Origin of the sequence: Burkholderia sp. BCC1208 (genome assembly GCF_902833095.1) — a bacterium.
In the GTDB taxonomy this organism is placed as follows: Bacteria; Pseudomonadota; Gammaproteobacteria; order Burkholderiales; family Burkholderiaceae; genus Burkholderia.
Genome location: NZ_CADFDY010000006.1, coordinates 171,077 through 192,083 on the forward strand (window position 1 = coordinate 171,077; position 21,007 = coordinate 192,083).

Here is a 21,007-nt window from a genome sequence, read left to right on the forward strand (position 1 = left end):
AATTTTCCGCCAATCAGCTGATTTTTAAGCAAATTCCATCGACCAATGCAGCATCGATCCCTGACCCAGGCATGCGCGCGCACCATCGCCGGGCTATTCATCGGCGCCCTGTTCGCAGCAGCTCCCGGCGCGTTCGCCGACGAAGTCAGCAGTTTTAACCAGAATGTCACCAATTCGACTCAGATCGGGTCGGGTGCCTCCCTCCAGCAGACCAGCGCGCAGCCGTCGAGCGGCGGCGCGAAGTCGTTCCTTGCCGGCATGGCGGGCAAGGCAGGCGACGTGGTGGTCGGCGCGCTGAACATGATCGGCGTGCGGTATCGCTGGGGCGGCAACTCGCCGGATTCGGGCCTCGACTGCAGCGGCTTCGTGCGCTACGTGTTCCAGGACACGCTCGGCATGTCGCTGCCGCGTCGCGCGGAAGAAATGAGCCGCGTCGGCGAGAAGGTGAGCATGAGCAACCTGAAGCCGGGCGATCTCGTGTTCTTCAACACGATGCGCCGCACGTTCTCGCACGTCGGCATCTACATCGGCGACAACAAGTTCGTGCATTCGCCGTCGACGGGCAGCACCGTGCGCGTCGACGATCTCGACAGCGGCTACTGGGAAAAGCGTTTCACGGGCGCGCGCCGGATCGAATCGGAATTCCCGATGAAGGCAGAAGACCTGCGTCAGCGCGTGCGTGCGACGATCGGCGACGATTCGGTGAACGGCAACAATTGACGTTTGCCGGTCGGTCGGGCCGGACGATAAAAAACCCTGTCACCGAAAGGCGGCAGGGTTTTTTGTTTTTGGACTGGCGCGGACGACGAGGCGGAAGGCGTTGCGCCGGCCACCGGGAGGCGCCGTGTGCCGCAGCCGCCCGTCGCGGCTTACGCGGCGGTAGCCACGCCGCGTGCCGCCGCGAGCTTGCGCTGCAGTTCCGGCATGATGCGAGCGACCGCTTCCTCGCCCGCGAGGATCGCCGCGTTGCGCTGGTTGAAGTCGCTGCCGCCCATCGCCGCGAGGTTCGGGCGAATCACGACGTCCGCATACTTGTCGAGTTCGTAGGTCTTGATCGTCTGGCCCATGATCGTGAAGGTCTGCAGCAGCATCTCGATCGGGTTGTTGGTCGCCGCGCCGTCCGGCCGCGCCGAGATGTCGACCGCGATCACGAAGCTCGCTCCCATCTTGCGCGCGAACGATGCCGGCACCGGGCTCACCAGGCCGCCGTCCACATATTCGCGATTGCCGATCTTCACCGGCTCGAACACCGATGGCACGCTGCACGATGCGCGTACCGCCAGCCCGGTATTGCCTTGCTGGAACAGGATCGGCTGGCCGCTTTGCAGGTCCGTCGCGACGATGCCGAGCGGCTTCGCCATCTTCTCGATCGGCCGGTTGTTGAGCGTCTTGTTCAGGAAGTTCTGCAGCGCGACGCCTTGCAGCAGGCCGCGCGAGCGAAACGGCAGCGCCCAGTCGCTGATCGACGCCTGGTCCATGTCGAGCGCGATCTTGTTGATCTGCAGCCCGTTCATGCCGGACGCGTAGAGCGCGCCGACCACCGAGCCCGCGCTCGTCCCGGCGACGATTTCGATCGGAATGCCGCGCGCCTCGAGCGCCTTCAGCACGCCGATGTGCGAGAACCCGCGCGCGGCGCCGCCGCCGAGTGCGATGCCGATCTTGACGGGCTTCTCCTGCGGCAGGGCCGTGCCGGGACGGGACTTGTCGCCGAAGGAGGTGCAGGCGGCGAGGCTGGCGGACGCGCACGCAATCGTGAAGTGGCGGCGCGACAGGCGAGGGGACGACATCGAATGGTTCTCCGGCGGCTTGGCGGCGGGTTACACGGCCCGCGGCGGCGATAGGTTCCGAGCGGCCGCGCGGCGGGTTCCGTGCGGCCGGCGCCGCGCCGGCTGGCGGCCGCGGCGCGCACATCATAAAGCAAGCGGTGCGCTTGGCGCGATGTCCGGCGCGAGTATAATTCCGGCTTCTTTCCCGTTCCGGGCGTCGCCGGCTCCGTTGCTGTCGGGGCTGCCGTCGTCGTCCCGCGTCGAATCATTCATGCGCCCCAGGCGTTCGAGTTACCGTTTATGACCCGTCCTGTCCGTACCCGCTTCGCGCCGAGTCCCACCGGCTTCATCCACCTCGGCAACATCCGCTCCGCACTCTATCCGTGGGCGTTCGCCCGCAAGATGAAAGGCACGTTCGTGCTGCGCATCGAGGATACCGACGTCGAGCGCTCGTCGCAGGAAGCGGTCGATGCGATCCTCGAAGGGATGCAATGGCTCGGGCTGGATTTCGACGAAGGTCCGATCTACCAGATGCAGCGGATGGACCGCTATCGCGAAGTGCTCGCGCAGATGCTCGAGAAGGGCCTCGCGTACCCGTGCTACATGTCGGCCGAGGAACTCGACGCGCTGCGCGAACGCCAGCGCGAAGCCGGCCTGAAGCCGCGCTACGACGGCACGTGGCGTCCGGAGCCCGGCAAGGTGCTGCCGGAGCCGCCGGCCGGCGTGAAGCCGGTGCTGCGCTTTCGCAATCCGCTGACGGGCACGGTCGTGTGGGACGACGCGGTGAAGGGGCGTGTCGAGATCTCGAACGAGGAACTCGACGACCTCGTGATCGCGCGCCCGGACGGCACGCCGATCTACAACTTCTGCGTGGTGGTGGACGACATGGACATGGGCATCACGCACGTGATCCGTGGCGACGACCACGTGAACAACACGCCGCGCCAGATCAACATCCTGAATGCGCTCGGCGGCGAGCCGCCCGTCTACGCACACTTGCCGACCGTGCTGAACGAGCAGGGCGAGAAGATGAGCAAGCGGCACGGCGCGATGAGCGTGATGGCGTACCGCGACGCGGGCTTCCTGCCGGAGGCCGTCGTCAACTATCTCGCGCGGCTCGGCTGGTCGCACGGCGACGCCGAGATCTTCTCGCGCGAGCAGTTCGTCGAATGGTTCGATCTCGAGCATCTCGGCAAGTCGCCCGCGCAGTACGACCACAGCAAGCTGAGCTGGCTGAACGCGCATTACATCAAGGAAGCCGACAACGCGCGCCTCGCCGAACTCGCGAAGCCGTTCCTCGACGCGCTCGGCATCGACGACGCGGCGATCGCGACGGGCCCCGCGCTCGACGCGGTGGTCGGCCTGATGAAGGATCGTGCGACGACGGTCAAGGAGATCGCGGAAGGCGCGACGATGTTCTACCGCGTGCCGGCGCCCGAGGCCGATGCGCTCGCGCAGCACGTGACCGATGCGGTGCGGCCGGCGCTGGCCGATCTCGTCGCTGCGCTGAAGGCGGCCGACTGGACGAAGGAAGCGGTGTCCGCCGCGTTGAAGGCGACGCTCGCCACGCACAAGCTGAAGATGCCGCAGCTCGCGATGCCGGTGCGTCTGCTGGTGGCGGGCACGACGCACACGCCGTCGATCGACGCGGTGCTCGTGCTGTTCGGTCGCGACGTCGTGGTGTCGCGCATCGAGGCCGCGCTGGCTTGACGTTCGCGCGCGTGCGAAGCGGTCCGCACAGGAGTGAGCGGGCTGCTTCGCAAAAAATTTCATGCGGATCGTAAAAAGGGTATTTACAAGTTCAGAATCGGTCCATATAATCTCATTTCTGTTCTGCAAGGGGGTATAGCTCAGCTGGGAGAGCGCTTGCATGGCATGCAAGAGGTCAGCGGTTCGATCCCGCTTACCTCCACCAACAGAACAAACTGGATTGATTTGCGAAGCAGCGGTAGTAATAAATGCTTCACAAAATGATTCAAAGCAGTTAGAATTCCGGCCTTCGCTGTTGAGTAGAAGTAAATAGCGAAAGTCAGACGAATCTGAAAAGATTTTGTCCCCTTCGTCTAGAGGCCTAGGACATCACCCTTTCACGGTGAGTACAGGGGTTCGAATCCCCTAGGGGACGCCAAATTCAGCGGCGTTTCGTAGAAGTGTCGCAAGGCTTGCAGGAACGTAACCGACGTCCTGCGGGTTGGGTAAGAAAGCTGGAGCGGTAGTTCAGTCGGTTAGAATACCGGCCTGTCACGCCGGGGGTCGCGGGTTCGAGTCCCGTCCGCTCCGCCAGAACGAAGCCCGTTCAAGACGTTTTTGAGCGGGCTTTTGTATTAAAGATGTAAGCAGTACGTTGTCCCCTTCGTCTAGAGGCCTAGGACATCACCCTTTCACGGTGAGTACAGGGGTTCGAATCCCCTAGGGGACGCCAGATTCAGCGGCGTTTCGTAGAAGTGTCGCAACGCATGCAGGAACGTGACGAGATCCTGCGGGCGGTGGTGCAGAAAAGCTGGAGCGGTAGTTCAGTTGGTTAGAATACCGGCCTGTCACGCCGGGGGTCGCGGGTTCGAGCCCCGTCCGCTCCGCCAGAACGAAGCCCGTTCAAAAGCGTTTTTGAACGGGCTTTCTCGTTAAGGATGTAAGCAGTACGTTGTCCCCTTCGTCTAGAGGCCTAGGACATCACCCTTTCACGGTGAGTACAGGGGTTCGAATCCCCTAGGGGACGCCAGATTTCGGCGTCGTTCGAACAAACGACGCGCCGGCAGGAAGTAACCGACGCCTGCCAGGCAAGCAGCAAGACTGGAGCGGTAGTTCAGTCGGTTAGAATACCGGCCTGTCACGCCGGGGGTCGCGGGTTCGAGTCCCGTCCGCTCCGCCAGAAAATGAAAAAGCCCGCCTTGTGCGGGCTTTTTCATTGGTGTCGCTCGTTGCGCCCGCTTGCGGGCACGTGACTGCGCGGCTTCCGGCGGGACTCGAAGGGCTGCGCTTGCCACCCGGGCCGGGTGCTGCATCAGACGCCGCACCCCCTACGAGAAATTCGCGATTGCATCCGCACGCGACTGCGCTATCGTGGCGGGATGCGTTTCCGACTCCTGCGCGATGCTCGATCCGACCGACCTGCGACTCCTGTATCAGCTCCGGCCAGCGGAGCCCGGCGATTTTCCGTATGCCGAAGCGTTGACGCACGGCAACATGGGCGGCTACTACAAGCGCCATGGGCTCGTGTGGCGCAGCGACCTGTTCTATGCGAGCTGGCGCGAATCCGAGAACTTCATCCTCGAGGCCGACGGCGAGCGCATCGGCGTGCTGCGCGTGACCGAGGAGGGCGATTCGCTGCATATCCGCGACGTGCAGATCGCGGCCGGCCATCGCGGGCAGGGCGCCGGCACCTATATGCTCGAGATGGCGCATCGCTGGGCGCGTGCGCGCGGGCTGCACGAACTGCAGTTGCGCGTGTTCGTCGACAATCCTGCCGCGCATCTGTACCTGCGCATGGGCTACCGGGTCACCGGGCCGCGGCTCGCGCAACTGGGCTCGATCCGCCACATGGTGCGGCCGGTCTGACGGTCCGGCGCGCCGGAGCGAGCGATCAGCGGGCCGTGCCGATCGCGCCGTCGTCGTTTGGCGTTTCGTCGTCCGCGACGCCGCCGTCCGGGCCTCGATGCTCGTAGCCGCGGAGCATGAACGCGCGCGGGCTTTCGCCGAACGCACGGCGGAACATGGCCGAGAACGCGCTCTGGCTCTGGTAGCCGAGCTCACGCGCGATATGCGACAGCGGGCGCCCCTGGTTCAGCAGGGGGATTGCCCGCGCGAGCAGCGCCTGCTGGCGCCACTGCGAAAAGCTCACCCCGAGTTCCTGCTTGAATAGTCGCGATATCGTGCGCGTGCTCGCGCCGACCTCGCTTGCCCAGTGCTCGAGCGACTCCGCATGCGCGGGGTGCGCGAGTACCGATTCGCACAGCAGGCGCAGCCGTTTCTCGTCGGGCATCGGCACCGCGAGCGGCAACGGTTCGGCATGGCTCAGCTCGTCGAGCACGAGCCCGTACAGCAGGCGCTCGCGCGCGGCGCTCAGGTCGCGCGCGTCGAGTGCGACGATCAGTTCGCGCAGCAGCCCCGTCACCTCGACGACGCGGCAGGCATCGAGCCCGTCCGGCACGATCGACTCGTCGATATACAGCGTGCGCAAATAGGCCTCTTCGACGATCATGACTTCGTGCGTGACGTGCGGCGGCACCCAGATCGCACGGGACGGCGGCACCATCCAGGTCGTGCCGGTCGTCGCGACGCGCAGCACGCCGCGCGACGCGTACGCGAGTTGCGCCCACGCATGTGTGTGCAGCGGAATGCGGCGGCCGGCATCGACCTGCCGCGCGCGCACGCGCATCGGATGGACGGCGGTCGGCGCGAATTCCGGCGGAATGTCGATGACGTCGTACGGGTTCGATACGTCGGCTTGGGCGGGCGGATTCATGAACGGTTCGGGCGGCGCGGCGGCGATGCCGTTATTTTAGAAGGCGCAGCGCTTGCGCATGCGGCGGTTTTTCGGGCCATCATGCCGGGTTCAAATGAACTTTGTGTGGGCACCGGCAAATCCGGGGCGGCTGCGTGCGGCTGCGTGCGGCCGCGCGCGCCGACGGTTCGAACCATCGGGCCGGTATCGCGGTCTATCGATGCGTGCGCAATTGCATGCCAATCGCGCACCGATCGCACGCGAACACGGCAACACACGAATCGAAGAGGAGAACCACGATGCGCCACGTATTCGTCTATGGCACCTTGAGAGCCGGACAGGCCAACGACATCGGCCATGCGGCCGCTCGCCACGGAATCGCCGCGCCGACGCTGCTGGGCGCCGCCGCGCTGCCGGGCGAACTGTACGATTTCGGCACGTATCCGGGCATGATCGCCGGGCCGGCCGGCAAGTCGCTGGTCTGGGGCGACGTCTACGAGGTCGACGAGCAGCTCGTCCCGGTGCTCGACGAGATCGAGCGCGTCTATCCGGGCGTCGACTCGCTGTTCAAGCCGGAAGAGGTGACCGTCGAGCTCGGCGGCCGACAGTACGCCTGCCTGTATTATCCGGTTGCCGCGCATGCGGCGGCCGGGCGCCCGCGCATCGCGTCCGGCGACTGGGTTCAGCACCGGCGCGAGCAGGAAGCCGCCTGAGCGTGCCCGCGGGCGGCGGCCGGATTCGCCGCAAAAGAGAAAGCGCCCCGCGGGGCGCTTTTTTCATGCCGCCATCGCATGCGATCGCCGGCACGGCGTGGCCAGCCGGCGATCGCAGCAGACGGCGTCGTCAGATTTCCTCGTACAGCGGCAGCGTCAGGAATTCGGTGAAGCCTTCCGACGTCGACATCCGCTCGAAGATCGCCGCGGCGCGTTCGTACGGCTGCGTGTTGCCGCCGACCGAGCGCTTCACGTTGTCGAGCTCGATTTTCGCGAATTCGCGCACGAGTTCGGCCGTGACCTTGCGGCCGTCGTCGAGCACGCCCTTCGGCGAGCGGATCCACTGCCATACCTGCGAGCGGGAAATCTCGGCCGTGGCCGCATCTTCCATCAGGTTGTGGATCGGCACGCAGCCGTTGCCGTCGAGCCACGCGCCGAGGTAGTGGATCCCGACGTTGATGTTGTTGCGCAGGCCGGCTTCGGTGATCGGCGCTTCCGGCTGGAAGTCGAGCAGGTTCCTGCCTTCGACCTGGACGTCGTCGCGCTGCTTCGCGATCTGGTTCGGCTTGTCGCCGAGCACCTTGACGAATTCTTCCATCGCGATCGGCACGAGGCCCGGGTGCGCGACCCAGCCGCCGTCGTAGCCGTCGGTCGCGTCGCGGGCCTTGTCCGAACGCACGCCGCCCATTGCCTTCTCGTTCGCCTCCGGATCGTTCTTGATCGGGATCAGCGCGGCCATCCCGCCGATCGCCGGCGCGTTGCGCTTGTGGCAGGTCTTCAGCAGCAGCAGCGCGTACGCGCGCATGAACGGCACCGTCATCGTGATCTTCGAACGGTCGGCCAGGCAGAAGTCGCGGTCGTTCTTGAACTTCTTGATCGCCGAGAAGATGTAGTCCCAGCGGCCGGCGTTCAGGCCCGAGCTGTGTTCGCGCAGTTCGTACAGGATCTCGTCCATCTCGAACGCGGCGAGGATCGTCTCGATCAGCACCGTCGCGCGGATCGTGCCGCGCGGCACGCCGACCGCTTCCTGCGCGGCGACGAAGATGTCGTTCCACAGGCGCGCCTCGAGATGGCTTTCCATCTTCGGCAGGTAGAAGTACGGGCCGGAACCGCGCGCGATCAGTTCCTTCGCGTTGTGGAACAGGAACAGCGCGAAATCGAAGATGCCGCCGGACACGCGCTGGCCGTCGACCGTCACGTGCTTCTCGTCGAGGTGCCAGCCGCGCGGGCGCACGATTAGCGTCGCGACCTTGTCGTTCAGCTTGTACGACTTGCCGTTCTGCTCGAGCGAGATCGTGCGGCGAATCGCGTCCTTCAGGTTGATCTGGCCGTCGATCTGGTTCGTCCAGCTCGGTGCGTTCGAATCCTCGAAGTCCGTCATGTATGAATCGGCGCCCGAGTTCAGCGCGTTGATGATCATCTTGCGCTCGACGGGGCCCGTGATCTCGACCCGCCGGCATTGCAGGTCGGCCGGCAGCGGCGCGACCTTCCAGTCGCCTTCGCGAATCGCTTTCGTCTCGGCCAGGAAGTCGGGGCGCTCGCCCGCGTCGAGGCGTTTCGTGCGCTCGACGCGCGCCTGCAGCAGCGCTTGGCGGCGCGATTCGAACGTGCGGTGCAGCGCCGCGACGAGTGCCAGCGCGTCGGGCGTCAGGATGGCTTCGTAACCCGGCTTGATTTCGCCGGTGATCGTCATGCCTTGCGGCAGCGTGATCGGGGTGCTCATGAGTCTCATCTCCTTGGTCGGTCAGTTGCGGTTTCGGTGAAGGGGGAAGGCGGCAGCGCCGCGAGCGTCATGCACCCGGGCCGGGGCGCGTGCGGTTCGCGGGTCTGCCGGACGGAGCCGGGGTGGCGAGAAAGGCGAGCAGGTCGGCCATGCCGGTGCCCGTGCCGTGGGGCGGCGCGCCGAGTTCCTCGGCGGGCGCACCCGTGCGGTTGAGCCAGAACGTCGTGTAGCCGAACCAGGTGGCGCCGGCGACGTCCCACGCGTTCGACGACACGAACACGATGTCGCGCGGATTCGCCCCGAACGCGGCGGTGCCGAGTGCGTAAGCGGCCGGGCTCGGCTTGTACGCGCGCACGGTGTCGGCCGACAGCACGCGATCGAACAGCCCGGACATGCCGGCGCTCTTGATCGCGATGTCGAGCATCTGCGGGGTGCCGTTCGACAGGATCGCGAGCGGCGGGCGCGGGTCGAGCGCGCGCAGCTTGCGCAGCGCGGGCACCGTATCGGGATAGGTGGACAGGCACGCGTATTCGTCCATCAGCCGCTTCTCGGCCGCGCTGTTCAGCGCGAGCCCGAGCCGGCGCGCGGCGAACCGCAGCGCATCGAGCGTGATGTCCCGGAACGGGCGATAGCGGGCGCCGGCCGGATCGGCGAGCGTGCGCAACTGCGAGTATTCGATCTGCTTGCGTCGCCACAGCTGCGACAGCCGTTCCCCGTGACCGGGAAACATCTGCTCCGCCGCGGCCAGCACGGCGCGCACGTCGAACAACGTGCCGAATGCGTCGAAGAGGATAGCGTCGGGAGAGGAGAGTGTCGTTGTGGCCGACATAGCCTTGCGCTCCAGTTTCAGAGGTCGGGTCGATTCTATTCGTGATCGAAGGTGCTAAAAAAGACGCTAATCATCACTTGATCTTTTACTTTCATATACCTAATCTTGAGCGGCTCAAGCTATTTGAAGGGCGGCGAGGCCGTCCTTTCGGGAGTCATGGACCGGTTCAAACAGATCGAAACATTCGCCGCGGTCGCGGCGAAAGGCAGCCTGTCGGCGGCTGCGCACGCGGAAGGCGTCGCGCCGGCGATCATCGGCCGCCGCCTCGACGCGCTCGAGGAGCGGCTCGGCGTGAAGCTCCTCGTGCGCACGACGCGCAAGCTCACGCTGACGTTCGAGGGTTCGGCGTTCCTCGAGGATTGCCAGCGCATCATCAACGACATGCAGAACGCGGAGGCAAGCGTGTCCGCCGGCGGCGTCAAGGCGAGCGGCCATCTGCGGATTTCCGCGCCGGCCGGCTTCGGCCGGCGGCACGTCGCGCCGCTCGTGCCCGAATTCAGCGTCGGGCACCCCGACGTGTCGGTCACGCTCGACCTGTCCGACCGGATGGTCGACCTCGTCAACGAGGGGTTCGATTGCGCGGTGCGGCTCGGCGAGCTGCCCGATTCGTCGCTGGTGTCGCTGAAACTCGGCGAAAACCGCCGCGTGTGCGTCGCGTCCCCCGCGTATCTCGCGCGGCGCGGCACGCCCGCCACGCTCGCGGAACTCGCTCGCCACAACTGCCTCGCACTCGCGGCGAACGCGAACCAGCAGCGCGGGTGGGCGTTCCAGGACGGCGACAAGGTCGTGTCGATCCGCGTGAACGGCACGATGGAATGCTCGGACGGCGCGGTGCTGCACGAGTGGTGCCTCGAAGGCTACGGGCTCGCGTGGCGTTCGTGGTGGGAAGTCGGCGAGGACATCGCGGCCGGCCGGCTCGTCAGCGTGCTCGACGCGTTCGCCGCGCCGCCGATCGGCATCCATGCGGTGTTTCCGCAGCGCCGGCATCTGCCGCTGCGGGTGCGCCTGTTTCTCGATTACCTGAAGCACACGTACGAGCGACCCGGCTATTGGGGCGAGTAGGCGACGCGCGCCCGCGCGTTTCCGATATGAGGGCGAACCCGCTGGCGACGCGGTGAGCGCGGTTTCGCACACTACAATCGTAAGAGGCATGCGCGCCGTGTCGCGGCCGGCTCCGCTGGAGCCGCGGCGCGCGGCGCGCGATTGACGAAGGAGGGCGCGATGTTCCGGCACATCCTCGTTCCAACCGACGGTTCCGAACTGTCGCAAAAGGCGATCGACGGCGCGATCGACCTGGCTCGTGCGGTCGGCGCGCGCGTGACGGCCTACGCGTGCCTGCCGCAATACCCGTACTCGCCGTTTTCCGAAGTGATCATCGAGCCGCCCGCCGATTTTCGCGCGCGCAGCGAGCGCGAGGCGCGTGCGCATCTCGACGAGGTGGAAGCGGCCGCGAAGGCGGCCGGCGTCGCGTGCGACACGTGGACGAGCGTGCATCCGTCGCCGTATCTCGGCATCATCGAGGCGGCCGAGCGCGGCGGGTGCGACGTGATCTTCATGGCGTCCCACGGACGCCGCGGGCTCGGCAGCCTGCTGATCGGCAGCGAGACGCAGCGCGTGCTGACCCATACGAAAATTCCGGTGATCGTCTATCGGTAGGGCAGCGCCGGCCGTGGCCGGGCGGGCTGCGCCGCGGAAAAAGGGCGCGCCGGACGAAGCCGGCGCGCATCGTTGCTGGCGGCCCGCAGGCCGCGCGGCCGGTCGCGCAATGAGACTCGCGCGCCTGCCGTCTCCTCCCTGATTGTTGTCCGGTGGCCGATGCCGCGGCGTCAAGAGACGCGGCGGCATCGGCGTCACGCCACTGCGTGTTACGCGACCTTCTTGCCGTCGAAGAACTGTTCGTCCTCGGTCGAGCCATGCAGCGCGGTCGTCGACGCTTCGCGCTCGACCGTCTGCGTCACCGCGTCGAAGTAGCCCGTGCCGACCTCGCGCTGGTGCTTGACGGCCGTGAAGCCCTTGTCGGCTGCCGCGAACTCCGCCTGCTGCAGTTCGACGAATGCGCTCATCTGCGTGCGGGCATAGCCGTGCGCGAGATTGAACATCGAGTAGTTCAGCGCATGGAAGCCGGCCAGCGTGATGAACTGGAACTTGTAGCCCATCGCGCCGAGCTCCTTCTGAAACTTCGCGATCGTCGCGTCGTCGAGGTTCTTCTTCCAGTTGAACGACGGCGAGCAGTTGTACGACAGCAGCTTGCCCGGGAACTGCTTGTGGATTGCTTCCGCGAACTTCTTCGCGTACTCGAGATCGGGCTTGCCGGTTTCGCACCAGATCAGGTCCGCGTACGGCGCGTACGCGAGGCCGCGCGAGATGGCCTGTTCGAGGCCCGGCTTCGTGCGGAAGAAGCCTTCCACCGTACGCTCGCCCGTCAGGAACGGCTTGTCGTTGTCGTCGACGTCGGATGTGATCAGGTCGGCCGCTTCCGCGTCGGTGCGCGCAACCAGCACGGTCGGCGTGCCCATCACGTCAGCCGCGAGACGCGCGGCCGACAGCTTCGCGACCGCTTCGCGCGTCGGCACGAGCACCTTGCCGCCCATGTGGCCGCACTTCTTCACCGACGCGAGCTGGTCTTCGAAGTGGACGCCCGATGCGCCGGCCTCGATCATCGCCTTCATCAGTTCGAACGCATTGAGCACGCCGCCGAAACCGGCTTCCGCATCGGCGACGATCGGGGCGAAGAAATCGACGTAGCCTTCGTCGCCGGGGTTCTTGCCTTCCGACCACTGGATCTGGTCGGCGCGCGTCAGCGTATTGTTGATGCGCTTCACGACGAGCGGCACCGAGTTTGCCGGGTACAGCGACTGGTCCGGGTACATTTCGCCCGCGACGTTCGCGTCGCCGGCCACTTGCCAGCCGGACAGGTAGATGGCCTTCAGGCCGGCCTTCACCTGCTGCATCGCCTGGTTGCCGGTCAGCGCGCCGAGTGCGTTGACGAACGGCTCGTCGTTGATGAGGCGCCACAGTTTTTCCGCGCCGCGCTTGGCCAGCGTGTGCTCGATCGGGATCGAGCCGCGCAGGCGGACCACGTCCTCGGCCAAGTAGCTGCGCTTGATGCCCTTCCAGCGCGGATCGGTTTCCCATTGCTGCTGCAGTTCCTGTGCCTGTTGCTGACGCGACATGATGAGCTCCTTGAGGCGGTGTATGCGTGACGGGCCGAATCTGACCGTGGTGATGCCGTTCGCGAAGCGGGGAAGCGGTGCATTCCGTTTCGCGAAGTCTTGTATAAGAGTCTAGGCAAATTGGCGGCACCGAAACAGGGGCTGCATCGGGAAGTGAGGATTTTTTTAGTTGTTGGGAATCAACGGCTTGCCGTCTAAATTTCGAGATAAGAAACGCGTTTTCCTATCCCGCAATCGCGGAGGTTGTGCCCTGCAGCATGATTTTTTACGACGCAAAAAAATTTTCCGCATCGTGAAATGAGCGGCGGGCGAAAAAAAACCGGCGCGGATGCGCCGGTTTGGCTGGATTGGGCGGTACCCGATCCGCCGGGCGGCCGAGGGCCGCCCGTGTGTGCTTACGATGCCGAATTGCTGCGGCGCGGGGCGCCGCTGCGCTGACCGTCGCGACGCGGGCCGCCGTCACGGCTGCCGCCCGGCTTGCCGCTCCAGCCGCCGCCATTGCCGCCGCCGTGGCTGCGGCCGGCACCGTTGCCGTTGCCCGCATAACCGCCGCCCGGCTTGCCGCCGAAACGACGACCGCCGGTGCTGCCGCCCGGACGGCCGCGGCCGCCGGTGCCGCCGTTACGCGGGGGCGACTTGCGCGGTTCGAAACCTTCGACCACGTTGACCGGCAGCGGCGAGCGCACGAAGCGCTCGATACGCTTGAGCGCGCCTTGCTCGGCATGATGCACGAGGCTCACCGCGATACCCGAGCGGCCCGCGCGACCGGTACGGCCGATACGGTGCACGTAGTCTTCCGCGAACTTCGGCAGATCGTAGTTGAACACGTGCGTGATGCCCGGGATGTCGATGCCGCGTGCCGCGACGTCGGTGGCAACCAGCACGCGCACGCGGCGCTCGCGCAGCGCACGGATCGTGCGGTTACGCGCGCCCTGCGGGAGATCGCCGTGCAGCGCGGCCGATTCGAAGCCTGCGTCGGCGAGACGGCCGGCGAGCTGGTCGGCGTCGATCTTGGTCGCCGTGAAGATGATCGCCTGGTCGAGCGCGTCGTCGCGCAGCAGGTGATCGAGCAGGCGATCCTTGTGGTCGCGATCGTCGACGTAGTGCACGGTCTGCGCGATGTTCGTGCGCGACTCGAGGCGCTGCTGGATCTCGATGCGTTCCGGATCCTTCAGCAGGCGGCCCGTCAGCGAACCGATCTTGCCGTCGAGCGTGGCCGAGAACAGCATCGTCTGGCGCGACGCGGGCGTGGCCGCGACGATGGTTTCGATGTCGTCGATGAAGCCCATGTCGAGCATGCGGTCGGCTTCGTCGAGCACGAGCATCTTCAGTTCCGACAGGTCGATGCGGCCGCGCTCGAGGTGATCGAGCAGGCGGCCCGGCGTGGCAACCAGGATTTCCGGGTTCTTCGCGAGCAGCATCAGCTGCTGGCCGTAGGCGACGCCGCCGAGGATGCTGACCGTGCGCAGGCGCTTCAGGTGCTTGCCGTAGGTCGATGCGGCCGTCGTGACCTGCATCGCGAGTTCGCGGGTCGGCGTCAGCACGAGCAGGCTCGGGCGCGATACCGGCTGCGGGCGGCGGACGCGGCGGTCGCCGGTGTTCGGTTCACGCGGGGCGCGGGGCTGCTGCGCCTGCGTCTTCTGGAGCTGCGCGAAACGCTCGATCGCGGGCAGCATGAATGCGGCCGTCTTGCCCGAACCGGTCGGGCTCGACACCAGCAGGTCACGGCCGGCGATGCCGGCCGGGATCGCGCGCTGCTGGACCGGCGTCGGCTTCACATAGCCGGCAGCCTCCAGCGCGGAGACGATCTCCGGCGACAACCCGAGCGACGCGAAGCTCGGCTCGTCCGACGCCGGTTCGACCACGGCCGGTGCGGCGGCGGCGTCGAGACCGAGCGCCTGGTCGGCGATCACGTTGAGCGGGCTGGAGTTGATGCTCGAAGTCATAACAATCCTTGAAACACAGTGGGTGAAACGTCGGCGCCAATCGCGCATACCCAAGTCGTCGGATTCATCGAGCAAATCGGGAAACGGGAGCAATCCGCCGAACCGTCGGCGGATGAGGCATTAGAAGCTGTTTTGGGTGCGGCGCGCTTCAGGAGCGGGACCGCCAGCCTAGTTGACGACCGCGAAGGTCGAAGCAGGAGGGGACAGGTTCTAAACCGGATTGGAGCTTAACGCTACGAGGCGTCGGGCCGGAACGGCTTGCGAGCCGAGCGCGGGAGGTGACGCAGGCCGCATTATAAAGAAATTTGCTGCGCTGCGCCACTGATTTGATTGCCGATTGCGGCGGGGACGATCCGGTCAGGACGCCGTGCCGTTTTTCAGCGACTCGACGAGTTCGATGTACTGCTGCTTCGCCGCATCCTGCGACGTGCCCTTCAGGGCGTCCCACGCATCGTACTTGTATTTGCCGACGATATCGGTGAAGCCGGGCTTGTCGCCGTGCGCATCGCCGTCGGTCGCCTGCTTGAAGAGCGCGTACAGGCGCAGCAGGGTCAGGTTGCCCGGCCGTTCCGTCAGTTGCTTGACGTCGATCTGGGCCTGGTCGAATTGGGCGGTGAGTTCGCTCATCGGGTGTCTCCGTAAGGGTTTCAGATCGGCCGATCTTAACAAGCGGGCCGCCGCGCGGGGTCGAGCGATCCTTCCAAACCGCGGCCGGCGCCGCTCGCGTGCACAGATCGGGCCCGATCGCCCGTGGGAGCGGGGCGGCGCATTACAATGTCGGCCATGACGCAAACAGTGCTCCTCGCCATCGATACGTCGACCGAATACTGCTCGGTCGCGCTGCTGCGCTCGGCCCACGCCGATGACGCCGTTTCCACCCCGCAAACCTGGATCCGTCACGAGCTGACGGGCGCCGTGTCGAGCACGCGCGTGCTGCCGGCGATCCAGGAGCTCTTCGCCGAATCCGGGCTGACGCTCGCCGACTGCGACGCGATCGCGTTCGGCGCGGGCCCCGGCTCGTTCACGGGCCTGCGTACCGCGACGGGCATTACCCAGGGCCTCGCGTTCGGGGGCGGGCTGCCGGTCGTGCCGATCGGCACGCTGCTCGCGTGCGCCGAGCACGCGCGACTGCGCGCGCCCGACACGGCCCGCGTGCTCGCCGCGCTCGACGCGCGGATGGACGAAGCCTACTGGGCGGATTTCGCGTGGGACGACGGCGCCGGCGACTGGCGCGTGGTGCATCCGGCGTCGCTCGATGCACCGGGTGCCGTCGGCGTACCCGACGCGCCGTTCACGCTCGCCGGCAATGCGGCCGCGGCGTTCGGCGCGCAATTGCCGGCCGCCGCGCGGGCCGCCGCGATCGACGGCGACGCGCTGCCGCATGCGCTGGCGGTCGCGCATGCCGCGCTGCGCGCATTCCGCGCGGGGCGTGCGGTACCGGCCGACCAGGCCGCGCCCGAATACGTGCGCGACAAGGTCGCGCAGACCACGGCCGAGCGCATCGCGGCACGGGCCGCGCAGACGGGCGGAGCGAAGGGATGACGGGTGTGCTGCTGAGCGACCGCTATCTGGCGCCGATGACGGACGCCGATCTCGACGAGGTCGTCGCGATCGAACACGTCGCGTACGAATTTCCGTGGAGCCGCGGCAACTTCGAGGATTCGTTGCGCAACGGCTATCTGGGCGTATGCCTGCGGCACGTGACCGGGTCGCTCATCGGCTATTGCGTGCTGATGCCCGTGGTCGACGAGATGCATCTGCTGAACCTGTGCGTCGCGCCGGCCGCGCAGCATGCGGGCGCGGGCCTCGCGCTGCTGCGCGAGGCGGTGCGCATTTCGCGCGCGGAGCGGCTCGACGGCATGCTGCTCGAAGTGCGGCCGTCCAATCCGCGCGCGATCCATCTGTACGAGCGCTTCGGCTTCGTGACGATCGGCCGGCGCAAGAACTACTATCCGGCGAAGCATCGCAGCCGGGAGGACGCGATCGTGATGCGTCTGACGCTGAACAAGGACGAGGGGGATGCGCATGGCATGGGCTGAAGCGGCGCTCGAGGAACTGGGCCTCGCGCAGATCTGGGTGCGGCGTGGGCAGCGCGCGGACGACGACGCGGCAGCCGTCGCGCAAACCGCGGCGGCCGACGACGGTTCCGTCGTCGCGGCCGATCGGCCGGTGCGCGCAGCGCGTGCACCGGTGCAGGACGCTGCGCCAGCGGGCGTCGCGCGCGGCGCTGCCGGCGGCTTGCCGGCTCGCGAGTCGCGGGCGCCGGCGCACGATGTCGTCGATGGCGATCGGCCGCCCGCGCAGGCGGCATCGGCCGAGTCGGCCGCATCGCCCGCATCGTCCGATACGATGCCGTCGAAGGATGATGCGCCGCCTGCCGGGGACGACGATTTCGCCTGGTTCGACGCGGCGCCGCAGGGCGATTTCGTGCCGGCCGCCGAATCGCGTCCCGCCGGCACACCGGTCGCCGCGCTCGACTGGGAGGCACTGGCCGCGCGCGTGGCGGACTGCACGCTGTGCCGTCTGTGCGAGAAGCGGACCAACACCGTGTTCGGGGTTGGCGACCGCGAAGCGGACTGGATGCTGATCGGCGAAGCGCCGGGCGAGAACGAGGACAAGCAGGGTGAGCCGTTCGTCGGCCAGGCCGGCAAGCTGCTCGACAACATGTTGCAGTCGCTGTCGCTCAAGCGCGGCGACAACGTGTACATCGCGAACGTGATCAAGTGCCGCCCACCCGGCAACCGCAACCCGGAGCCGGACGAGGTCGCGAGCTGCGAGCCTTATCTGCAGCGCCAGGTCGCGCTCGTGAAGCCGAAGCTGATCGTCGCGCTCGGCCGTTTTGCCGCGCAGACGCTGCTGAAGACGGACGCGAGCATCGCATCGCTGCGCGGCCGCGTGCATGCGTACGAGGGCGTGCCGGTGATCGTCACCTACCACCCGGCCTACCTGTTGCGCAGCCTGCAGGACAAGTCGAAGGCGTGGGCCGATCTGTGCCTCGCGCGCGACACGTTCAAGCGTGCGGAAGGCGCCGACGCGCACGGTTCGGCCGGGCAATGACGGCCGGCGCGGCGTGCGCATTCGTCGATACGCTGCATGACGTCGCGGTGCGAGACCTGGGCTGGCTGCTGGCCAGTCCGAGCCTGCTCACCGCGGTGCCGGGCGCGCCGCTCGCGTGCCCTTGGCCGGATGCGGCCGGGCAAGCGGCCGTCGAAGCGTGGCTCGCCGCGCTCGATGCGCAGCCCGGGCCGCTGCATCGCGCGCTCGCCGGGTTTCGTCCCACCCGGCTCGGCCGCTACGCCGAATGCCTGCTCGAGTACTTTCTGACGCACGGGCCGTCGCTGCGGCTCGTCGCGGCCAATCTGCCGCTGCGCAGCAACGGCCGCACGCTCGGCGAAGTCGACTTTCTCGTCGATGCGCCGGACGGCCGGCGCCTGCACTGGGAACTCGCGGTGAAGTGCTATCTGTGTGCGCCGATCCGCGATGGCGCGTCGCTCGCCGACTTCGTCGGCCCCAATCTCGTCGACCGGTTCGACCTCAAGCGCAGCCGGCTGCTCGACCACCAGTTGCGGCTCGGCGAACACGACGGCTTTGCCCGGCTCGGCTACGGCGCACCGTCCGACGCGCAGATGTTCATCAAGGGTTGGCTGTTCCATCCGCACGGCGTGCCGGTATCGCCGGTGTCCGCCGAAATCGCGCCGGATCACCCGCGCGGTTTCTGGCTGACGCACGCGCAGTGGCCGGCGTGGGCGGCCGCGCAGCGCGACGGCGCGGCATGGAGCGTGTTGCCGAGGCTGGCATGGCTGGCGCCGCGGCGTGCCGCCGGGGGCGCAGGTTTCGAGCCCGAGCCGCTGGCGAGCGCACCGGAACTGCCGCCCGTGCTCGCGACGCGCCAGACGCCCGACCTGATCGGCATCCATGAACAGGGCGGCGACGGCACGTGGCGCGAGACGGCGCGCGGTTTCGTCGTGCCCGACGACTGGCCGGCGCGCGCGCAGGCGTTTGCGGCGCAGGATCGCTGACGCCGCGTCAGCCGGCGTTCACCACCAGCGATGAAAGTGATGGACCGGGCCGACGCCGTGGCCGACGTCGAGGTGGCCGCTCGCGGCGATCGCGCCGGTCAGGTAGGTCTTTGCCTCGCGTACCGCGCTTTCCAGGTCGGGTTGCTGCGGCAGCAGTGCCGCGATCGCCGACGACAGCGTGCAGCCGGTGCCATGCGTATTGCTGACCGGCACGCGCGCGCCGTCGAGCCGCACGGTGCGTGTCGCTTCGACGAGCCAGTCCGGGCTCGCGGACGCGTCGGGCAGGTGGCCGCCCTTCATCAACACGGCGCGCGCGCCCGTTCGCAGCAAGGCCTGGCCTTGCCGGACCATGTCGTCTTCGGTGGTGGCGGGCGCATCGTTCAGCAGTGCGGCCGCTTCGGGCAGGTTCGGCGTGACGACGGTCGCGAGCGGCAGCAGCGTGTCGCGCAACGCGTCGACGGCATCGGGCGCGAGCAGCGCGTGGGCGCTCTTCGAGATCATCACCGTGTCGAGCACGACGAAGCGCGGCACGTAACGGCGCAGCGCGTCGGCTACCGCGTGCACGATCGCCGCGTTGGCGAGCATCCCGATCTTGACCGCATCGATGCGGATGTCGTCGAACACCGCGTCGAGCTGCGCGGTCACGAAGGCGGCGTCCGGCGCATGCACGCCCGTCACGCCGCGCGTGTTCTGCGCGGTCAGCGCGGTGATCACGCTCGCGCCATACGCGCCGAGCGCGGAAAACGTCTTCAGGTCGGCCTGGATGCCTGCGCCGCCGCCCGAATCGGAGCCGGCGATCGTCAGGATGTTGGGTATCGGGTGCGTCATGAGGGCAACGCGCCGGTGCGAGGACCGGCGTCGGCGGACGGAAACGGAAAGTGTAGCGTCAGTGCCGCGATTCGCCGATCAGCGCGACCGAGTCGAACTGACGCTGGTTCGCCTGGTGGCGGCGCATCACGAGCCACATCGTCAGGCAGACGAACGTGCCGAACAGCACGATCACGACGCCGACCGGCACGTCGAGCCACACGAGCACCGCATACAGGCACAGCATCACAAGCACCGACAGGTTCTCGTTGAAGTTCTGCACCGCGATCGAATGGCCGGCCGACAGCAGCACGTGGCCGCGATGCTGCAGCAGCGCATTCATCGGTACGACGAAGTAGCCGGACAGCGCGCCGACGCCGATCAGGAAGATGTAGGCGACGATCAGGTAGAACGGCAGGCGCAGATGGCCGAAGTGCAAGGCCCAGTGCGACGGGAACAGGTCGCGCGTGTAGAACGCCATCAGCATCACCGCGATGCCCATGATGATGCCGACGGGCAGCACGGACAGCGACTTCTTCAGCGGAATCCGGGCGGCGGCGGCGATCGCGCCGCCCGCGACGCCGACCGCGACCACGGCCTGCAGGATCGCGCCTTCGGACAGCGACATGTTGAGCGACACCTCGGCCCATTTCAGCACGATGAACTGCAGCGTCGCGCCCGCCCCCCAGAACAACGTGGTGACCGCGAGCGAGATCTGGCCGAGCTTGTCGCGCCAGAGCACCATGAAGCAGTCGGCGAAATCGGTGAGCAGCTTGACCGGGCCGCGTTCCTGCTTCGGATAGCGGGCGCCCGTGTCGGGAATGCGCAGGTTGAACAGCGCGGCGACCACGTAGATCGCCATGATGATCGCCATCGCGGCTTCGGCGGGCGTGCCGATCCAGGCGGGCGTGTGCGCGATCACGTGCGCTGCGATGTGCGGGCTGATCAGCGCGCCGCCGAGCACGGTGCCGAGGATGATCGAGCTGACGGTCGTGCCTTCGATCCAGCCGTTCGCGGCGACCAGCCGGTCGGCCGGCAGCAGCTCGGTGAGAATCCCGTACTTGGCGGGCGAGTAGGCCGCCGCGCCGAAGCCGACGATCCCGTACGCGATCAGCGGGTGGGCGCCGAATAGCATGACCATGCAGCCGACCACCTTGATCGAGTTGGTGATGAACATCACGCGGCCCTTCGGGCGCGAATCCGCGAAGGCACCGACATACGCCGCCAACACCACATACGACAACACGAAGAACAGCTTCAGCAGCGGTGTCATCCAGTTGGGGGCGTGGAGGTCTTTCAGCAGGGCGATGGCGGCGATGAGGAGCGCATTGTCGGCCAACGACGAGAAAAACTGCGCGGCCATGATGGTGTAAAAACCTTTTTTCATCTGATGCGATGCTTTCGTCGCTGCGGCAGGGCCGCGTAGGCCGCCTGATATGCGATCGGCTTATTCCGTTCGAAATGGGTTGTGCGCACGGCTTTATAACATGAAAATACGCGAATTCGGACTAGCAAGATTCCCCGATCGTTCCGCAAATTGTCGGCTTCGGTGCTCAAAAGGCGCGGTAAGCTGATGATTCGCAAGCGTCT

Annotated in this window: 19 protein-coding genes and 7 tRNA genes; 17 read left to right on the top strand and 9 right to left on the bottom strand. The window is 66.9% G+C overall.

Annotation, left to right across the window (positions count from 1 at the left end):
- Positions 1-45: 45 nt before the first annotated feature.
- Positions 46-720 carry a C40 family peptidase gene (locus HWX09_RS15805; RefSeq protein ID WP_027784805.1) on the top strand — a complete coding sequence of 225 codons (675 nt, stop codon included), beginning with the start codon at positions 46-48 and terminating at the stop codon, positions 718-720.
- 149 nt (positions 721-869) lie between these two features.
- On the opposite strand, the gene HWX09_RS15810 is transcribed toward HWX09_RS15805, so the two are convergent.
- Positions 870-1,787 carry a patatin-like phospholipase family protein gene (locus HWX09_RS15810; RefSeq protein WP_027784804.1) on the bottom strand — a complete coding sequence of 306 codons (918 nt, stop codon included), beginning with the start codon at positions 1,785-1,787 and terminating at the stop codon, positions 870-872.
- 279 nt (positions 1,788-2,066) lie between these two features.
- Between HWX09_RS15810 and gltX the strand changes: the two genes are divergently transcribed.
- The 9 genes from gltX to HWX09_RS15855 all read left to right on the top strand — a co-directional run bounded on the left by gltX (position 2,067) and on the right by HWX09_RS15855 (position 5,321).
- Positions 2,067-3,476, top strand: coding sequence for a glutamate--tRNA ligase (gene gltX, locus HWX09_RS15815; protein ID WP_027784803.1), 1,410 nt, complete (start codon positions 2,067-2,069; stop codon positions 3,474-3,476).
- Positions 3,477-3,605: 129 nt separating this feature from the next.
- A tRNA-Ala gene (locus tag HWX09_RS15820) sits at positions 3,606-3,681 on the top strand.
- Positions 3,682-3,818: 137 nt separating this feature from the next.
- A tRNA-Glu gene (locus HWX09_RS15825) sits at positions 3,819-3,894 on the top strand.
- 78 nt (positions 3,895-3,972) lie between these two features.
- Positions 3,973-4,049, top strand: a tRNA-Asp gene (locus HWX09_RS15830).
- Between the two features lie 63 nt (positions 4,050-4,112).
- Positions 4,113-4,188, top strand: a tRNA-Glu gene (locus HWX09_RS15835).
- 80 nt (positions 4,189-4,268) lie between these two features.
- Positions 4,269-4,345, top strand: a tRNA-Asp gene (locus HWX09_RS15840).
- Between the two features lie 64 nt (positions 4,346-4,409).
- Positions 4,410-4,485: transfer RNA gene (locus tag HWX09_RS15845), tRNA-Glu, on the top strand.
- 73 nt (positions 4,486-4,558) lie between these two features.
- Positions 4,559-4,635 (top strand) — tRNA-Asp (locus tag HWX09_RS15850).
- A gap of 221 nt (positions 4,636-4,856) precedes the next feature.
- Positions 4,857-5,321, top strand: a complete 465-nt coding sequence (locus HWX09_RS15855) for a GNAT family N-acetyltransferase (RefSeq protein ID WP_027784802.1) — start codon at positions 4,857-4,859, stop codon at positions 5,319-5,321.
- A gap of 25 nt (positions 5,322-5,346) precedes the next feature.
- Here HWX09_RS15855 and HWX09_RS15860 read toward each other — a convergent pair whose 3' ends face one another.
- Positions 5,347-6,228: a helix-turn-helix transcriptional regulator gene (locus HWX09_RS15860; RefSeq protein ID WP_027784801.1), complete on the bottom strand. Its 882-nt coding sequence runs from the start codon at positions 6,226-6,228 to the stop codon at positions 5,347-5,349.
- Between the two features lie 278 nt (positions 6,229-6,506).
- Here HWX09_RS15860 and HWX09_RS15865 point away from each other — a divergent pair, with 278 nt between their 5' ends.
- Positions 6,507-6,920 (top strand): gamma-glutamylcyclotransferase family protein, encoded by a 414-nt coding sequence (locus HWX09_RS15865; RefSeq protein ID WP_027784800.1) that lies wholly within the window; start codon positions 6,507-6,509, stop codon positions 6,918-6,920.
- Between the two features lie 130 nt (positions 6,921-7,050).
- On the opposite strand, the gene aceB is transcribed toward HWX09_RS15865, so the two are convergent.
- Entirely contained in the window at positions 7,051-8,643 is a 1,593-nt protein-coding gene (gene aceB, locus HWX09_RS15870; protein ID WP_027784799.1) for a malate synthase A, read from the bottom strand.
- A 67-nt stretch (positions 8,644-8,710) separates the two neighbouring features.
- On the bottom strand, positions 8,711-9,472 hold the full coding sequence (locus HWX09_RS15875) for a haloacid dehalogenase type II (RefSeq protein ID WP_027784798.1): 762 nt from the start codon (positions 9,470-9,472) through the stop codon (positions 8,711-8,713).
- 156 nt (positions 9,473-9,628) lie between these two features.
- Between HWX09_RS15875 and HWX09_RS15880 the strand changes: the two genes are divergently transcribed.
- Positions 9,629-10,534: a LysR family transcriptional regulator gene (locus tag HWX09_RS15880; protein ID WP_027784797.1), complete on the top strand. Its 906-nt coding sequence runs from the start codon at positions 9,629-9,631 to the stop codon at positions 10,532-10,534.
- A gap of 159 nt (positions 10,535-10,693) precedes the next feature.
- Positions 10,694-11,128, top strand: coding sequence for a universal stress protein (locus HWX09_RS15885; RefSeq protein ID WP_011549516.1), 435 nt, complete (start codon positions 10,694-10,696; stop codon positions 11,126-11,128).
- Between the two features lie 209 nt (positions 11,129-11,337).
- Here HWX09_RS15885 and aceA read toward each other — a convergent pair whose 3' ends face one another.
- From aceA to HWX09_RS15900, 3 genes are all read right to left on the bottom strand, one after another.
- Positions 11,338-12,645, bottom strand: coding sequence for an isocitrate lyase (gene aceA / locus HWX09_RS15890; RefSeq protein WP_027784796.1), 1,308 nt, complete (start codon positions 12,643-12,645; stop codon positions 11,338-11,340).
- Positions 12,646-13,040: 395 nt separating this feature from the next.
- Positions 13,041-14,591 (bottom strand): DEAD/DEAH box helicase, encoded by a 1,551-nt coding sequence (locus tag HWX09_RS15895; protein WP_027784795.1) that lies wholly within the window; start codon positions 14,589-14,591, stop codon positions 13,041-13,043.
- Between the two features lie 357 nt (positions 14,592-14,948).
- Positions 14,949-15,218, bottom strand: a complete 270-nt coding sequence (locus HWX09_RS15900) for an acyl-CoA-binding protein (protein ID WP_011352486.1) — start codon at positions 15,216-15,218, stop codon at positions 14,949-14,951.
- Positions 15,219-15,365: 147 nt separating this feature from the next.
- Here HWX09_RS15900 and tsaB point away from each other — a divergent pair, with 147 nt between their 5' ends.
- The 4 genes from tsaB to HWX09_RS15920 are packed head-to-tail and all read left to right on the top strand — an operon-like array spanning position 15,366 to position 18,610.
- Positions 15,366-16,133: a tRNA (adenosine(37)-N6)-threonylcarbamoyltransferase complex dimerization subunit type 1 TsaB gene (gene tsaB, locus HWX09_RS15905; protein ID WP_027784794.1), complete on the top strand. Its 768-nt coding sequence runs from the start codon at positions 15,366-15,368 to the stop codon at positions 16,131-16,133.
- Positions 16,130-16,630 (top strand): ribosomal protein S18-alanine N-acetyltransferase, encoded by a 501-nt coding sequence (gene rimI / locus HWX09_RS15910; RefSeq protein ID WP_027784793.1) that lies wholly within the window; start codon positions 16,130-16,132, stop codon positions 16,628-16,630. The genes tsaB and rimI overlap by 4 nt, the downstream gene beginning before the upstream one ends.
- Positions 16,617-17,648 (top strand): uracil-DNA glycosylase, encoded by a 1,032-nt coding sequence (locus tag HWX09_RS15915; RefSeq protein WP_027784792.1) that lies wholly within the window; start codon positions 16,617-16,619, stop codon positions 17,646-17,648. The genes rimI and HWX09_RS15915 overlap by 14 nt, the downstream gene beginning before the upstream one ends.
- The gene (locus HWX09_RS15920; protein WP_027784791.1) at positions 17,645-18,610 is read left to right on the top strand and encodes a DUF1853 family protein; all 966 of its coding nucleotides are present in this window, start codon (positions 17,645-17,647) and stop codon (positions 18,608-18,610) included. The genes HWX09_RS15915 and HWX09_RS15920 overlap by 4 nt, the downstream gene beginning before the upstream one ends.
- 18 nt (positions 18,611-18,628) lie before the next feature.
- Here HWX09_RS15920 and thiD read toward each other — a convergent pair whose 3' ends face one another.
- On the bottom strand, positions 18,629-19,438 hold the full coding sequence (gene thiD, locus HWX09_RS15925; protein WP_027784790.1) for a bifunctional hydroxymethylpyrimidine kinase/phosphomethylpyrimidine kinase: 810 nt from the start codon (positions 19,436-19,438) through the stop codon (positions 18,629-18,631).
- 58 nt (positions 19,439-19,496) lie between these two features.
- Positions 19,497-20,804 carry a lysophospholipid transporter LplT gene (gene lplT, locus HWX09_RS15930; protein WP_089500311.1) on the bottom strand — a complete coding sequence of 436 codons (1,308 nt, stop codon included), beginning with the start codon at positions 20,802-20,804 and terminating at the stop codon, positions 19,497-19,499.
- Positions 20,805-21,007 lie beyond the last annotated feature (203 nt).